Annotated in this window: 13 protein-coding genes; 7 read left to right on the forward strand and 6 right to left on the reverse strand. The window is 37.9% G+C overall.

Features of this window, described 5'->3' with window-relative positions; translation table 11 throughout:
• Nucleotides 1–2 precede the first annotated feature (2 nt).
• The 3 genes from dgoD to JP36_RS07655 are packed head-to-tail and all read right to left on the reverse strand — an operon-like array spanning nt 3 to nt 2,793.
• Complete coding sequence (gene dgoD / locus JP36_RS07645; RefSeq protein WP_039173622.1) at nt 3–1,151, reverse strand: galactonate dehydratase; 1,149 nt, start codon at nt 1,149–1,151, stop codon at nt 3–5.
• Between the two features lie 13 nt (nt 1,152–1,164).
• The gene (locus JP36_RS07650; RefSeq protein ID WP_039173623.1) at nt 1,165–1,797 is read right to left on the reverse strand and encodes a 2-dehydro-3-deoxy-6-phosphogalactonate aldolase; all 633 of its coding nucleotides are present in this window, start codon (nt 1,795–1,797) and stop codon (nt 1,165–1,167) included.
• A gap of 9 nt (nt 1,798–1,806) precedes the next feature.
• Complete coding sequence (locus tag JP36_RS07655; protein ID WP_081964355.1) at nt 1,807–2,793, reverse strand: 2-dehydro-3-deoxygalactonokinase; 987 nt, start codon at nt 2,791–2,793, stop codon at nt 1,807–1,809.
• Nucleotides 2,794–2,862: 69 nt separating this feature from the next.
• Between JP36_RS07655 and JP36_RS07660 the strand changes: the two genes are divergently transcribed.
• From JP36_RS07660 to JP36_RS07690, 7 genes are all read left to right on the forward strand, one after another.
• Nucleotides 2,863–3,582 (forward strand): FadR/GntR family transcriptional regulator, encoded by a 720-nt coding sequence (locus JP36_RS07660; protein ID WP_081964356.1) that lies wholly within the window; start codon nt 2,863–2,865, stop codon nt 3,580–3,582.
• Nucleotides 3,583–3,666: 84 nt separating this feature from the next.
• Nucleotides 3,667–6,549, forward strand: coding sequence for a DNA translocase FtsK (locus JP36_RS11910; protein WP_081964357.1), 2,883 nt, complete (start codon nt 3,667–3,669; stop codon nt 6,547–6,549).
• A gap of 10 nt (nt 6,550–6,559) precedes the next feature.
• Nucleotides 6,560–7,174 carry an outer membrane lipoprotein chaperone LolA gene (lolA, locus tag JP36_RS07670; protein WP_039084215.1) on the forward strand — a complete coding sequence of 205 codons (615 nt, stop codon included), beginning with the start codon at nt 6,560–6,562 and terminating at the stop codon, nt 7,172–7,174.
• Between the two features lie 19 nt (nt 7,175–7,193).
• A complete protein-coding gene (locus JP36_RS07675; protein ID WP_039173624.1) occupies nt 7,194–8,534 on the forward strand; it encodes a replication-associated recombination protein A in 1,341 nt (446 codons plus the stop codon).
• A 491-nt stretch (nt 8,535–9,025) separates the two neighbouring features.
• A complete protein-coding gene (locus tag JP36_RS07680) occupies nt 9,026–10,036 on the forward strand; it encodes a Fe(3+) ABC transporter substrate-binding protein (RefSeq protein ID WP_013745285.1) in 1,011 nt (336 codons plus the stop codon).
• Nucleotides 10,037–10,109: 73 nt separating this feature from the next.
• On the forward strand, nt 10,110–11,756 hold the full coding sequence (locus JP36_RS07685) for an ABC transporter permease (protein ID WP_039173625.1): 1,647 nt from the start codon (nt 10,110–10,112) through the stop codon (nt 11,754–11,756).
• Nucleotides 11,757–11,758: 2 nt separating this feature from the next.
• Nucleotides 11,759–12,781 carry an ABC transporter ATP-binding protein gene (locus JP36_RS07690; RefSeq protein ID WP_039173627.1) on the forward strand — a complete coding sequence of 341 codons (1,023 nt, stop codon included), beginning with the start codon at nt 11,759–11,761 and terminating at the stop codon, nt 12,779–12,781.
• A gap of 191 nt (nt 12,782–12,972) precedes the next feature.
• Here the strand turns inward: JP36_RS07690 and lpxC are convergent, their stop codons facing one another.
• The 3 genes from lpxC to ftsA form a co-directional block, all read right to left on the reverse strand.
• The gene (gene lpxC / locus JP36_RS07695; RefSeq protein WP_039173629.1) at nt 12,973–13,890 is read right to left on the reverse strand and encodes a UDP-3-O-acyl-N-acetylglucosamine deacetylase; all 918 of its coding nucleotides are present in this window, start codon (nt 13,888–13,890) and stop codon (nt 12,973–12,975) included.
• Nucleotides 13,891–13,945: 55 nt separating this feature from the next.
• Nucleotides 13,946–15,160: a cell division protein FtsZ gene (gene ftsZ, locus JP36_RS07700; RefSeq protein ID WP_039173630.1), complete on the reverse strand. Its 1,215-nt coding sequence runs from the start codon at nt 15,158–15,160 to the stop codon at nt 13,946–13,948.
• Between the two features lie 258 nt (nt 15,161–15,418).
• Complete coding sequence (gene ftsA / locus JP36_RS07705) at nt 15,419–16,720, reverse strand: cell division protein FtsA (RefSeq protein ID WP_013745290.1); 1,302 nt, start codon at nt 16,718–16,720, stop codon at nt 15,419–15,421.
• Nucleotide 16,721 lies beyond the last annotated feature (1 nt).

Genomic DNA, 16,721 nt, shown 5'->3' on the forward strand with positions numbered 1-16,721 from the left:
TCTTACCATTCGGCAAAAGAACCATCTTTATTTCGCCAGATAGGGTTATGCCAATGAACATCTTTGCCATTTTGAAGCTTCATAAAAGATTCATTTATATCAATACCTAATCCAGCTTCTGTTAATATTTCACAGTAACCATCTTTAAAGTCATAGACCTCCTTATTGTTCATATAATCTAAAACATCATTTTCTTGGTTATAATGAATACCAATACTCTGTTCTTGAATAACTGCATTTAAACAGACTGTATCAATGTGCAGTGAGGAAGCTAATGCAATAGGCCCTAGTGGGCAATGAGGGGCTATTGCTACATCATAAGCTTCTGCCATAGTAGCAATCTTCCTTAATTCAGAAATTCCTCCACAATGAGAAACATCCGGTTGTAAAATATCAACACCACCTCTTTGTAATAGATGTTTAAACTCCCATCGTGAAAACATTCTCTCGCCGGTTGCTATTGGAATAGCCCCATATCTAGCAATTTCATGTATTGCATCAAAATGTTCTGCTAACACAGGCTCTTCGACAAACATTGGATTAAATACAGCCAATTCTTTTAATAAGATTTTTGCCATTGCTTTATGTACTCGCCCATGAAAATCTATACCTATTCCAAAATCTTTACCGACAACATCTCTAATAGCCTGTACTCGTGCTAATACTGAATCTACTTTTGAATAATCATCAATAAAATTAAGCTCCTCAGTACCATTCATCTTAATAGCTGTAAATCCTGCTTCTTGACGCTCTTTTGCCATTCTTGCAACATCGTCTGGTCTATCTCCACCAATCCAAGAATAAACTCTTATACGATCTCGACATTTACCCCCCAATAATTGATAAACAGGCGTATTTAAAGCTTTACCCTTAATATCCCATAAAGCTTGATCGATGCCGGCTAATGCACTCATCATAATCGGTCCACCTCGATAAAAAGAAGATCGATAAAGCACATTCCAATGATCTTCAATATCTCTTGGATCTTTTCCGATTAAATATTCCATTAACTCATCGACACAGGTATGAACCGTATGAGTTCGCCCTTCTAAACAAGGCTCTCCCCAACCCACAATTCCTTCATCTGTAATAATTTTTAAAAATCCCCATCTTGGCGGAACAATAAAAGTTTCATAACCAATAATTTTCATTTTCTACTCCAAATTAAATTTGCAACTCACTCCAAACTTGTTTAAATTTTTTGGCATTTTCTATAAATTCATCTATCGGCATTCCTGCACGATAAAGTGCATTACCTAACCCAAAACCTTTAGCTCCAAGTGTTATATAACTTTGCATTTGTTCTTTATCCGCCTTAATTCCTCCAACTGGAAAACAACTAACATTTTTAGGTAAAACACTTAACATCGCTTGAAACCCTTTTGTACCAACCAATTCAGCTGGAAAAATTTTGAGCATTGTTGCGCCTGAATTAATAGCTAAAAATGCCTCAGTAGGCGTCATAATGCCAACAAAAATACTACATCCAGAAGCCTTAGCTAATTTAATGACTTCAGGATCTACATTAGGCGTTACTATCAACTTTACACCTATCTCTAATACTTGATTTAATAAAGAAACATTTGTTACCGTTCCTGCACCAATACAACACTGATCTGAAAATTTCTGTTGTAATAACTTAATCGTTTTTAACGCATTTGGACTATTCAAAGGTACTTCAATAAAGTAATAACCAAGCTCAATTAGATGAGACACATATTTTTCTGCCTCTTCCATTCTTATTCCTCTTAAAATAGCCACAAGAGGACATTTATCAGATAGATTGTTTATACTCATATTTATTCCTTAATCGCTTACCATAGATTCTATGCCTGCTAAAAAACAATGTTCGCCATCAACCACTTGATGCCGATAACCCAAGTATTTCAAAGCATTGGTATAACGTTTCACAATATTTTCACTACCGACAACATAATGATTTAAATCTTTCGGTAATAATCGAATTTCATTACCGATGATGATGCCAGATAAATAACTTCTTACTTGGTTCGATGATATTTGCTGATTTAGAAATAGTGTTCTGGTTGAAAAAAGTGCATTGGAAAGAGGTATTTCATTACCAATTTCTACCCCTTTAAGAAAAGCAGACTCATCATTATAAAAACTAGGCATTCCTTTAGTTAAGATGCTGTACTGATCAAGTAATGAAAATAATTCTCCGGTCATTAACGTACAAAAATCCACTAATTTTCCAAACTGGATAGATGCATGCTTACTATGTGTGCCGGGTAAAATTACAGATAAATCGTCACCTTTTACCATTTTATATAAACCCAGTAATTGAGTTTCCTCTCCCCGCATTACATCAAAAACGCCATATTTATTTATCATAGCTATCCCAGGCACAATAAAAGCTGGAATACCATTAGATAAAGTAAACGAATATAACGATTTTTTAATATCTTCTAAATTTACCGATCCATATAGATATGGAACTTCAATCCATCCATTTTTTGACCCTATCATTCCTGACATACCAACAAATTTCTTATCCAAGTCATACAAGAAACAATGCTGTTTAAAAAGATCTAGAATAACATCTTCAAACTTATCGCCCTCAATAAACTTCACCCCTTTATTATTGTTTTCCAACATCTTATTATCTTTATTCATACTAAGATAATATGCTCTAAAATTTGTTGTTCCCCAATCAATCGCAATCATAACCCACCAAATAACATTTTCTTGTATTACAAGATAATAATCAAAAAATAAACATTTTTCTGTGATAAAGATCCCATTTTTGATCAATAATTTTCTCTTTTTTTTCATTACAATTTTTGATGAAAAGGTATAATTAACTAACGTGGATTAACATTAAAGAATTGAGAGTGAAAACATATGTTGAAATCAGACCATATAATGAAGAATATAATTCTTAAAATATTCAATGGAGATTTTAAAGAGGGAGAGTTACTCCCAGGAGAAATTGAAATTGCAACTGAATTCAACGTTTCCCGCACATCTGTCAGAACAGCATTACAAACCATTGCTAATAAAGGAGTAATTTCAATCATTCCTAAAAAAGGAAGTATTATAAATAAAATAGAATACTGGAATTGGCTTGATCCGGAAATTTTGACATTTTTTTCATTAGAAGATATTAGCCCTGTTTTATTACAACATTTATTAATTACTCGATTAATTTTTGAACCTAATATCTGTGCTATCTCTGCACTTACTTCAACAGCAGAAGATCTAGTGAAGATTGAACAAGGATATCTATTTATGAAACAGAGTATCCAAGAAAATAATCGCGAACTTTTTATAAAAGGAGATAAAATTTTTCATTCTTCTATCGTCAATTCTTGTAGGAACCCCTTTCTATCCTCATTAGATGCAATGCTATCAACAGCAATGTCGATATCATACAATCAAACTTTAGAACAAAAACTAACAGACTCATCTATCGCGGTACAACTGCATGGGGAGTTATTTGAAGCAATTCGTAAAAGAGAGGCTCATACGGCACGAGAACTGGCTAAAGAATTAATTACTAACGCAATAACTAAGATCTTATCAGATAAAGAACTATTACATTTAATAAATAACTTACGTTAACGATACACTAATCCTGTTTGTCTAACCCCCCTTGAGTTGCTATCATAGCAGCTCAATTTTAGTATTCGTATTTTATTGAAAACAATGATTAATAAACTCAAAAATATCAAACTGAATCAGCTTCCTTTATCCCATTTTAAACAGGTAGAAATTAAGAAAGAGTATTTACGCTCCAATCTTTACCTTTTTAACCTTGGGCTTATTTTATTAACGTTTTTTGGGTTATATTTACTTGTGGCGTGGGCATCTTATCATCCAATGGATAATGCGTGGACTGTCGCCAGTAACCAGACGGCAGTCTATAACAAGGCAGGTGCTTTCGGTGCTTGGATAATTGATGTTCTATTTGCCTTATTTGGTCGGATTGCCAATATTTTGCCTTTTGTCTGTTTTTTAGTCCCTATTTTTCTATTACGTTATCATCCGATTACAGAAATGAAATGGCGTACTTTTTTCCTTCATTTCATCGGTTTTTTACTTTTTTTATGCAGCATCTCAACTTTAGCGGCACTCTATTTACCTAATAGCAGCAACCATTTAGCCGGTGGCGTCATCGGCACCGTTATTGTTCAGTTTATTGCTAAAACAACCGGCACACTACTGCTTTCACTTATTGCATTATTGACCACTGCTTTAGGGTTTGTACTTTCTGCCGGCAATGATTTTATTAAAGTATTGCTACGTTTTTACCACTGGTTGATGGCAACAGATGAACAACAAAAAATTGAAGATAACGCTGATACAACCTCAACAGAAAAATCATTAGCGGATTATGAACAGATTGTTTTGCCGATCGCTAATGCTAACCGTACAGAACAACAAGCCAATGAAGAAACGTCATCACCTTATTTCCAACCTCAAGACGAACAACAGTTAGTTAATCCAACTATTTTCGGTTTAACTCCGCAACAAGATGAGCCAACAACAGAAATTGAAACAGCAACTTCTTTTGCACAACAAGAGTGGCAAAATAGCGCGCCACATACATTAGAAACAGCACAAGCACAAGCACAAGCACAAGCACAAGCACAAGCACAAGCACAAGCACAAGCACAAGCACAAGCACAAGAAGATAGCATTGCCAATTTTGATTTTCCAATGATGGATATTGAAGAACAGCCGGAATTGCCGAAAGTTTCCATTTCAATACCTTCACCTTCACCAACATCTGTTGTTACAGCGAATGACACTAGGTTAACAGAGGCGAAAACCGCTGTTTCTGCGCCAAAACAGGAAATTTCATTGTCGCCTAATAATACGATGAATGTTGATGCGATCGCGCCTGCTCAAGACGAAGACGATTATGAGGACGATGATGAAGAACTTACACATTTACGTGAACAATTTTTAGCGCAACAACAAATGAAAGAGCAACAATATGCCCATTCTAAAGCAGAAGCTAAGCCCTCAACGACAACACCGAATTATAAGCCTTATAACGGCACATTAATTCATCCGTTGCTTCAACCAGATCCGATTTCAACCGTTAAACCGACAACCCCATTGCCAAGCTTAGACTTATTAAATCCTGGGCAACCATTAAAAACAGAAGTTACCCAAGCAGAAATTCAAGAAACATCTAGACGCATTGAACAGCAACTACGTAATTTTGGTGTAAAAGCTGCTGTGCGTAATGTAACTATCGGACCGGTCGTTACTCGTTATGAAATTGAATTACAACCAGGAACTAAAGCATCAAAAGTGACTAGTATAGATACCGACTTAGCGCGTGCATTAATGTTCCGTTCGATTCGTATTGCAGAAGTCATTCCCGGCAAACCTTATATCGGTATTGAAACTCCAAATATGCACCGCCAAAATGTATTACTGCGCGATGTGTTGAGCAGTGCTGAGTTCCAACAAGCAAAATCGCCTCTATCAATGGTGCTTGGTAAAGATATCAGCGGCAAAGCGGTCGTAGTAGATTTGGCTAAAATGCCACATTTATTGGTAGCAGGAGCAACCGGTTCAGGCAAATCCGTTGGTGTAAATGCAATGATTTTAAGTTTATTATTCAAAGTCCAACCGGAAGAGGTGAAATTTATTATGATCGATCCGAAACAGGTTGAGCTCTCTATGTACAACGATATTCCACATTTGCTTACCAATGTGGTGACTGATATGAACAAAGCGGCAAATGCATTGCGTTGGTGTGTTGATGAAATGGAACGTCGCTACCAATTGCTTACCGCGCTGCACGTCCGCAATATTGAAGGATTTAATCATAAAATTGATCAAGCGGCTGAAATGCAATTACCGATTCCAAATCCGATTTGGCGACCGGGCGATACTATGGATGCAATGCCACCGGCGCTGGAAAAACTACCTTATATTGTGGTGATTGTCGATGAATTTGCCGATTTAATGATGATTGTCGGAAAACAGGTAGAAGAATTAATCGCGCGCTTGGCACAAAAGGCGCGTGCTATCGGTATTCACTTAATTTTAGCAACACAACGTCCTTCAGTGGACGTCATCACCGGCTTGATTAAAGCCAATATTCCAAGTCGTATCGCATTTACCGTTGCCAGTAAAATTGACTCACGCACTATTTTGGATCAATCCGGTGCAGAAGCGTTATTAGGAAAAGGTGATATGCTCTATTCCGGTCAAGGCGATTTAATTCGTGTTCACGGTGCTTATATGACCGATGATGAAGTCGCTCGTGTTGCCAATGACTGGCGCGCCCGAGGCAAACCGAATTATTTAGATGAAATTGTCGAAAACAGTGAAGAGGAACAAAATAACAACGGTGAAGGTGGCAATAATGAGCTTGATGAAAAATTTGATGAAGCAGTCGATGTGGTGTTAAGCACAGGCAACACTTCCGCTTCATTTTTACAGCGTCGTCTGGGTTTAGGTTTTCCTCGTGCCGCGCGTATCCTCGATCAAATGGAACAACAGGGCATTTTATCTTCGCCGGTTAATGGTAAACGTGAAATCCTGGCACCAAAAAATAATTATTAAGGAGACATCAATGAAAAAATTACTGACATTTTGTGTTTTATGCGGCTTACTTTGCAGCACTACCGCTTTTGCTGATGCAAAATCTGAATTACAACAGCGTTTATCACAAATCAATTCACTGAGCAGTCAGTTCCAGCAACGTGTTTCCGATGCGGAAGGCAAAGTGGTTCAGCAAGGTGAAGGCACTTTACAAATTAAGCATCCGAATTTATTTAAAATGGAGATTAGCTCGCCACAAGAGAGTGAAATGGTTTCAGACGGCAAAACCTTATGGTATTACGATCCTTTTGTTGAGCAAGCAACAGCCAACTGGGTAAGTGAAGCGGTAAATAATACGCCGTTCGTGTTATTAACCAGTGATGATCAACACCATTGGGCAAGTTATCAAGTCACACAAAAACAGGATGTGTTTACACTTACACCGGTTGATAAAAAGAGCAATATCAAACAATTTACTATTCGGATTAATGCCAACGGATTATTAAATAGCTTTAGCACTATCGAAAAAGACGGTCAGGCGAATTTATATATTTTACGCAACATTAATACTTCGGTTTTACCCGACTCAACCTTTAAGTTTACCTTGCCAAAAGGTGCGGAATTGGATGATCAACGCAAAAAATAGTGATTGTTATAGGTGCTAAATGGAAACGCTTGATTTAAATTTTTCCGGTGATGATTTTCGCCCCTTAGCTGCAAGGATGCGTCCAACCTCATTGGATAATTATTTTGGTCAAAGTCATCTGGTCGGTAAAGGAAAGCCGCTACGCAAAGCAATTGAAAGCGGCAATATTCACTCTATGATTTTTTGGGGGCCGCCCGGTACCGGCAAAACGACACTGGCTGAAATTATTGCCCATCGCTTAAATGCAAAAGTAGAATATCTTTCTGCCGTTACCAGTGGCGTGAAAGAAATCCGAGAAGCAATAGAGCGTGCTAAACAGAACCAATTTATCGGTCAGCAAACATTATTATTTGTAGATGAAGTTCACCGCTTTAATAAATCTCAGCAAGATGCCTTTTTACCTTATATTGAAGACGGCACTATTATCTTTATCGGAGCAACCACAGAAAACCCCTCTTTTGAATTAAATAGTGCGTTACTTTCACGCGCTAGAGTCTATCTTTTAAAATCTCTTAATATTGATGAGATTACTGAAGTGTTGCAACGAGCTTTACAGGATAATCAGTTCGGTTATGGCAATCAAGTCATTACTCTTGAAGATGGTTTGTTAGAAATGCTGGCAGAATATGTAAATGGTGATGCTCGTTTGGCATTAAACTGCTTGGAGTTAATGGTTGATATGGCAGAGGAAACTCCCCAAAAAGGAAAAGTGCTAACAAAGCAATTATTAGTTGATACGTTAGGAGAAAGACAAGCACGTTTTGATAAACAAGGCGACCGTTATTATGACCTGATTTCAGCATTGCATAAATCTGTCCGTGGCTCTGCTCCTGATGCTGCACTTTACTGGTATGCTCGAATTATCACTGCCGGCGGTGATCCACTTTATGTTGCTCGCCGCTTATTAGCGATTGCTTCAGAAGATATCGGCAATGCTGATCCAAAAGCAATGGAGGTTGCATTGAATGCGTGGGATTGTTTCACACGTGTCGGTGCAGCGGAAGGTGAACGAGCCATCGCTCAAGCTATTGTTTATTTAGCCACAGCACCGAAAAGTAATGCAGTGTATCTTGCTTTCAAAAAGGCAAAGCAACTAGCAACACAATATCCTGATTTTGATGTGCCTTTACATTTGCGTAATGCACCAACAACTCTGATGAAAAATATGGGCATAGGTAAAAATTACCGTTATGCCCATGATGAGCCAAATGCTTATGCCGCTGATGAAAATTATTTTCCAGAGCCTCTAAAAGGAACACGCTTATATTTTCCAAATGAGCGTGGAATGGAGATCAAAATTAAACAAAAATTGGATTGGCTAGCTCAATTAGATGAAGAGGCAAAACATAAAAAATCATAGTATAACTAAATAGGGCTATTTTAGATTAGCCCTACATTCCCACCAAAATAGCAATATTGAAATAGCCCTACTTTCTCTAATATTTCACGCTTAACAAACCTCTCTGACAACATATTTAAAAATGTTGCTACTGATACTACAAAAAATCTAACACCAAATTAGCCAACTCGTCTGAGTGACAATAATTTTATCAAAGCGTTGCTATAGAAATAATAGTGAATTAATTTGTTAATTTTTATATTTATGAGAATAATTTTCATTTACTTATTTGTGATTTTAGGTACAATCAATCTTGCTTTTCAAATCACGCTGAAAAATATTTTAGTCAAATCTGAAGCGGGATAGCGGTATGAATAGCACTACGAATAAAGATGGTCGTTTAATTAATAATATGCACTACTTTTGCCTATCGTATTATGAATACTATTTATAGCCTATGTGTTGTAAAAATTAAACGGCTGGAAAATGTAAACTAACTATGGAGTATCCAAATGAAAAAAATATTATCCGCTATTGCTTGTCTCACGACCTTTGCCACTTCTGCCTTCGCTGCAAATGAAGTAAATGTATATTCTTACCGACAACCTTATCTAATTGAACCGATTTTAAAACAATTTGAACAAGAAAGTGGCATAAAAGTAAACTTTATTTATGCCGATAAAGGGCTTGTTGAGCGTGTAAAAAGAGAGGGCGAACTTAGCCCTGCTGATGTATTATTAACCGTAGATATTAGCCGTGTGATGGAAATTGTTAATGCAGGGCTAGCTCAGCCTATTCAATCCAAGGTGTTAGATAGCAACATTCCCGCACAATTCCGCGATAGCCAAGGCAAATGGTTTGCATTAACCAGCCGTGCGCGCGTGGTGTATTCTTCAAAAGATCGTGTTGGCAAACTTCCTGCAAGTTTCACTTACTACGATTTAGCTAAACCTGAGTTGAAAGGCAAAGTGTGTGTGCGTTCAGGAAAGCATTCTTATAACGTGTCGTTAGTGGCTTCAATGATCGCACACGATGGCGTAGAAAAAGCCAAAGCCTTTTTAACAGGATTAAAAGCGAACCTCGCCCAAAAACCACAAGGTGGCGACCGCGATCAAGTGAAAGCGATTAAAGAGGGCGTTTGTGATTATTCTTTAGGCAATAGCTATTATTACGGCAAAATGCTTGAAGATGAAAAACAAAAAAGCTGGGCGGAAGCGGCTTATATCAACTATCCAGACCAACAAACTGTCGGCACACATATGAATATTAGTGGCGTGGTGATCGCGAAATATGCTCCAAATAAAGACAATGCGGTAAAATTAGTGGAGTTTTTGAGTGGCGATAAAGCACAGCATCTTTATGCGGAGCTAAACCACGAATACCCTGTAAAACCTTCTGTCGAGAAATCAAAACTCGTACAATCGTGGGGTGAGTTTAAGCAAGATAATTTACCGCTCGAAAAAATCGCGGAAAATTATGAAAATGCCCTCAAACTCATTGATGAAGTGAAATTTGATCTCTAATTTTCTAATAATACAAATTTATGATAGCCTATTGCTGATCCTTTAAATAGGCTATCTTTTTATCACCTAGACAATGTTAGATAATAAAAAAACGTATTCTAAACTGACTGCCCTTTTATTCGCCTGTAGCTTGGCAAGTTTCTTTCTTTTGCCAATCTTCGCCTTATTGGCTTCCGCCTTGAGCGGTTCGTTGCAAAGTATGCAACATTTATGGGAAACGGTGTTCACCGATTATCTCATTAACTCATTGTTTTTAGTGCTTGGCACAACCTTGCTCAGTGCGTGTTTTGCCTTACCTTGTGCTTTTTTGGTTTCCCGTTACCATTTTTCAGGTAGAACCCTTTTACAATGGTTACTCTGTTTACCGCTGGCTATTCCAGCCTATTTATCCGCTTATCTTTACACTGATTTTCTTGATTATCCCGGTATCGTGCAACAAACCTTACGAAATGTGTTTGATTGGCAAAGTAAACAAGATTACTGGTTTCCCAACATTCGTAGCCTTGGCGGCGCGTGCTTTATCCTTGCCTTGTCGCTCTACCCTTACATTTTTTTGCTCACCCGAATGGCATTAATGGAACAAGGAGAACACTTACAACAAAGTGCAAAATTACTGGGAGCCAATCAATGGCGTATCCTCTATAAAATTACACTACCGTTAATCCGCCCAGCTATCGCCGTAGGCTGTGCCTTAGTGGCAATGGAAACCCTAGGGGATTTTGGTACAGTCGCTTTTTTCGCCATTCCCTCGCTGACTACCGCAATCTATGATACTTGGCTCGGCTTTGGTGATTTGCACGCAGCGGCACAAATTTCACTCTTTATGCTCGGCTTATTACTACTTTTTATAAGCCTTGAACGCTACGCTCGTCGCCAACAACGTTATTATCAACGTAGTGGTCAAGGCACGGCAAGTACAAGCCCCTTAACATTTTCAGCTAAACTATTGCTTATTTTTTGTCTTGTTTTAATTACTTTTGCATTTTTTATTCCTCTATTTCAACTAATTTATTGGTCAATACTGTATTTTGATCAAACGTGGAATGAATATTTCTGGCAATACAGCAAAAATAGTCTGCTCGTTTCAGGATTAGCAATGGTATTTTGTGTGCTTATCGCTCTACTACAACACTTCCTTGCACGCTTTTATCCAAATAAACTCACCACACAAAGTCTGAAACTCTCTGCGCTCGGTTATGCCATTCCGGGAACAGTTTTAGCCATCGGTTTACTCATTCCATTCACCTTTGCCGATCACCAAGTAAACAGCCTCGTAAAATGGTTCGGGCTTTCCCCTGTCGGCTTGTTTTTTTCAGGATCGATTTTTGCTTTAGTCGCCGCCTACCTTATTCGCTTTTCCGCAATGGCATTAGGAAGCCTCGAAACTAGCCTCAATCAAATCCCACCCTCATTAGATATGGCGGGCAAAATACTCGGGCATAAACCCTTAGCCATTTGGCAAAAAATTCATTTCCCATTAATGAGAAAAGGCATTTTCACTGCCTTATTATTAGTATTTATTGAAAGTATGAAAGAGCTTAATGCCTCACTTTTATTACGGCCTTTCAATTTTGATACGCTAGCAACGTACGTTTTTACCTTTACTTCTGACGAACAACTAGAACGTGCAGCACTGCCCGCGTTGGTACTGATCTTAGTTGGCATCGTCCCCGTATTAATTTTGACCCGATCCTTACTGAAATCAACGAGAAGCCTGTGATAATGAATACCTTAACGATTACTAATTTGACTTGCTCTTATCAGCAACAAAACATATTACAAAATCTAAATTTAAGTATTGAAAATGACGATATTATCTGCCTACTTGGGGCGAGCGGTTGTGGGAAGACAACTTTGCTCAAAGGGATTGCAGGACTAATCCCCCTTCATTCGGGCAAAATTTATTTACAAGGGAAAGAGATTGGTCATCTTGAAGCCAATCAACGTGAAATTGGACTGATTTTTCAGGACTATGCTCTTTTTCCACATTTAACCGTTAGCGAAAACATTCTCTTTGGTTTGCACCAAAAGCCATCACCAGAGCAACAAAAAATACTGCAAAAAATGACCTCACTTGTACATCTGCAAGGGTTAGAAAAACGTTATCCACACGAGCTTTCTGGCGGACAACAGCAACGTGTTGCTATTGCTAGAGCCTTAGCTTGCTGCCCTAAATTACTATTACTTGATGAACCTTTCTCAAACATTGATAGCCAAGTGCGTCGCCAAATGATTGAAGAAATTCGTATCATTTTGAAACAACAGCATATTCCTGCGATTTTTGTTACTCACAGTAAAGAAGAAGCGTTTTTATTTGCTGATAAATTAGCCATTATGGATAAAGGCGTCATCTGCCAAATAGGTACACCAAGCCAACTATATCAACAACCTAATAGCCCTTTTATAGCAAACTTTCTTGGTGAAACTAACTATCTACCGTGCCAATATAAAGAAGAAGGTGGTTATCAATCGCTCTTTGGCTATCATCCTTACCCTAAAATATCATCAGATAGCAAAAGTTATTTATTGGTTAGGCCTGAACAAATCAAAATAAAAATTGATGGTTCAGGTATTGAGGGAAAAGTTATTCAACAAAGATTTCTTGGATCTCATTACAGATATTTAGTCCAATCAGAAAATTTCCAGATAAATATAACAAGTCAAAAAATGTTGTCCTTAGGAGCAAAAGTAAAACTATCACTTAGTCCTACTTTTGAACCTATTATCTTCCCATACTATTTATGATAATTCGTCAAGTTCTTAAGTGATTCATTTAAATTACTGTATAACAAGAGCGTATTTTCTCTAATGTCTTAATCTCATCTTCAAAGTCACATTTTGTGGAGAACATTTATGAGATACAATAAAAGCTTTAGTTTTATTCAAAAAAAACGCACATAAAGTGCGTTTTTTATGATGAGAGAAACAATATGATTTTAAATTAATACTTGATTCGCTGCTAAATAACCTTGTGTTGCATATTCATTTTCATCGAAAGATACTAATTCCCACGCTTCCTGATCAGCTAACACCGCACGAATTAATTTATTATTCAAACCGTGTCCTGACTTAAATGCTGTAAACTCCCCGATGATATTGTGCCCTGCCATATAAAGATCACCGATAGCATCAAGCAATTTATGACGAACTAGTTCATCTTTAAAGCGTAAACCTTCTTCGTTAAGAATACGGTAATCATCTAACACAATCGCATTATCCAAACTTCCTCCCAAAGCTAAACCATTAGCCTGAAGGTATTCAATATCACGCATAAAACCGAATGTTCTTGCACGACTAATTTGTTGAATAAATGCTTTTGTCGAGAAATTTAGCTGATAATGAGCAACATCTTTACCAATAGCGGGATGTTTGAAATCAATCGTGAAATCCAATTTAAAACCATCATAAGGTTTAAATTCCGCCCATTTATCACCATCTTCAACACGAACAGTTTTCTTAATACGAATAAACTTCTTCGCAGCATTCTGCTCTTCAATTCCTGCATCTAATAACAAATAGACAAATGGACTTGCACTACCATCCATAATTGGAATTTCCGGTGCATCAACTTCGATAATAATATTATCGATACCCAACCCAGCTAACGCAGAATTTAAATGTTCAACAGTTGAAATACGCACACCATCATCATTGATCATACAAGTACAAAGCATTGTATCGCGGATCATATTAGGATCTGCTGTAAAAGTAACTACTTCAGGTAAATCAGTACGGCAGTAAATAACACCTGTATTTACTGGTGCAGGACGCAAAGTTAACGTTACTTTTTTACCGCTGTGAAGACCGATACCTGTTACTTTTACACTCTGTTTAAGCGTTCTTTGTTTAATCATAATTACTCCAGTTATCAACGCAACTTACAGCACATTGAAACTTTTCATTGTTTATTTAATTTGCGTTATCACGCAAGAATGTTGGTAAATCAAATAATTTAGCCTCATCTAATGCCGGTTTTTTCACTGCATTACCGCTAGTTGAAGTTACGGTTGAGTCTGTTCTCGAACCAAACTGATCTGGGCGAGTCGTTTCACCAAGAGGTGGTATATTATAAGCAAACTGTTTTGCTTTCGCATCTTGCGCTTGAGTATTATTTGAAACAATCTTAATTTGAGATTCATCTTTCACTCTACCACCGATGCCTGTTGCCACAATAGTAACCCGTAATTCATCTTCCGGTAATTCCGGATTCACACTAGTACCGATAACAACCGTTGCATCTTCTGCAGCAAATGCGTGAATAGTTTCACCAACTGCTTCAAATTCACCTAATCCGAAATTAAATCCACTAGTGGTAATATTTACCAATACCCCTTTTGCACCGGAGATATCAATATCTTCCAATAATGGGCTAGCAATCGCATCCTGAGCCGCTTTTTCAGCACGCCCATCACCCACTTCCCCAGTTGCAATACCGGTTCCCATCATCGCATATCCCATTTCAGACATTACTGTTTTGACATCAGCGAAGTCAACATTGATAAACCCCGGAGAAGTAATAATATCAGAAATACCACGCACCGCATTACGCAACACATCATTTGCTGCTGCTAATGCTTCAAGGAAATTAATATTTTTACCCAAAACTTTCAAAAGCTTGTCATTCGGAATAGTAATTAAAGAATCAACATATTTTGCTAATTCTTGAATACCAGACTCAGCAAACTGCATCCGTTTTCTACCTTCAAATTTAAACGGCTTAGTTACTACAGCAACAGTTAAAATACCCAACTCTTTTGCCACTTCCGCAATAATAGGAGCAGCACCTGTTCCAGTGCCACCACCCATACCAGCTGCGATGAAAACCATATCTGCGCCTTCGAGCATACTACGTAACGCTTCACGATCTTCTTCCGCTGCCTGACGACCTATTTCTGGTTTTGCTCCTGCTCCTAGGCCTTTAGTAATCTCAGCACCGATTTGAATAGTTTGCTGTGCCAAACTTTTACGCAATGCTTGCGCATCCGTATTTACGGAAAAAAATTCAACACCTTTAAATTCATCCTGCACCATATGGTTTAAGGCATTACCGCCGCCACCACCGACGCCAATGACTTTGATGACCGCATCCGCTGTGGTTTCATCAATAATAGGCTCAATTAACATAATTGTTTCTCTCTTTTATATAACCATTTAAAACGATTTGTTATTCTGTTTATTGTATGCCAAAAATCAATAATATCAAAACGTAAACTTTATTTTAGTGCTATTTTATAACCACTAACAGGCTATTTTGCCTATCTTACGCTAATCATTTCATAATATTGCATACTGATATCACTTACTTTATTACTCTTGTGGTTAATATCATCAATAAACACGTCATTCTTCTCCTTTTTTAAATTAATGACCGAACGTTATACATCAAAACTCAGACTTCACTTTATCAATAAATTTCTTCAAGAAACCTGCAACTTTATTTGTTTTTGATAACTCTTTGCCTATACCTTTTGTTTTAAGCGGCTGTTGGGATTCGCCATTGTAGTAAGTATATTGCAATAATCCCAACACTGTAGCATATTGCGGTTTATCCACATAATCAGTGAGACCAGTAATATTCAACGGTGTTCCGATTTTCACCTGAACCTGTTGCCCGAACACTTCGGTAGCACAATCCAAAATGCCGTCAATCAATGCACCACCACCGGTCAACACAACACCTGCAATCAAATCTGAAGCCACATTATTATTTTTTAGCTCCTGTTTTAACTGCCGTAACTCTTTATCTACCATTCCCAACAACTCTCTATAACGTGCTGAAGTAATAATAGATAAATCCTCTCTGGTTAAACCTCTTGGTGGGCGTCCGCCAATGCCTTGCACCTCAATCAGTTTATCCGGAGATGTGCGCTTTTCTGACGCAGATAACAGCACTGCACTGCCATAATTTACTTTAATGTTTTCGGCATTGCTGCGCGAAGTGTAAATTCCTTGTGCCACATCATCGGTTACACGATTACCGGCATAAGGAATAACTTTACTGTAACGCAATGCACCATCAGTAAAGACAAGAATATCCATTGTGCCGGCACCAATATCTATCAAACAAACGCCAAGCTCTTTTTCCTCTTCACTCAATACCGAATAACTGGAAGCCAATCCGGAAAAGACGATTTGATCAACAATTAATCCGCTGCGCTCTACTGCTTTACGCAAATTAATCAACCAATCCTGATGGCAAGCGATCAAATGGGCTTGTGCGGTTAGTCGAACACCTTGCAATCCTAATGGATTTTTAATATTCATCTGACGGTCAACAGAAAACTCTTGCGGAATAACGTGAAGTACGGTTAAACCATCGCCGACTTTCACTGAGCTGGCAATATGCATTGACTCATCAATATCTGCCTGCGTAACCTCACCCGACAAAGGCACGAAACCACTTTCATTCAGGCTTTGAATATGTTCCCCTGTAATAGCTAATGTCACTCGTGCGATTAATTTCAAATCCGCAACCGATTCCGCCGCTTCAATTGCACGCTGAATAGAATTTACTACTGCTTCTAAATCAGTAATGCTACCTTTATCTATTCCTTTTGAAGGACAGCTACCTACACCGATAACATTTACCACACCGTCCGGCAATAACTCACCGACAACCGCAATGACTTTGGAAGTTCCGATTTCCAAGCCGACTATTATTTGGGGTTCATCAATCTTAGCCATA

This window comes from Gallibacterium genomosp. 1 (assembly GCF_000771875.1).
Taxonomy (GTDB): Bacteria; Pseudomonadota; Gammaproteobacteria; order Enterobacterales; family Pasteurellaceae; genus Gallibacterium.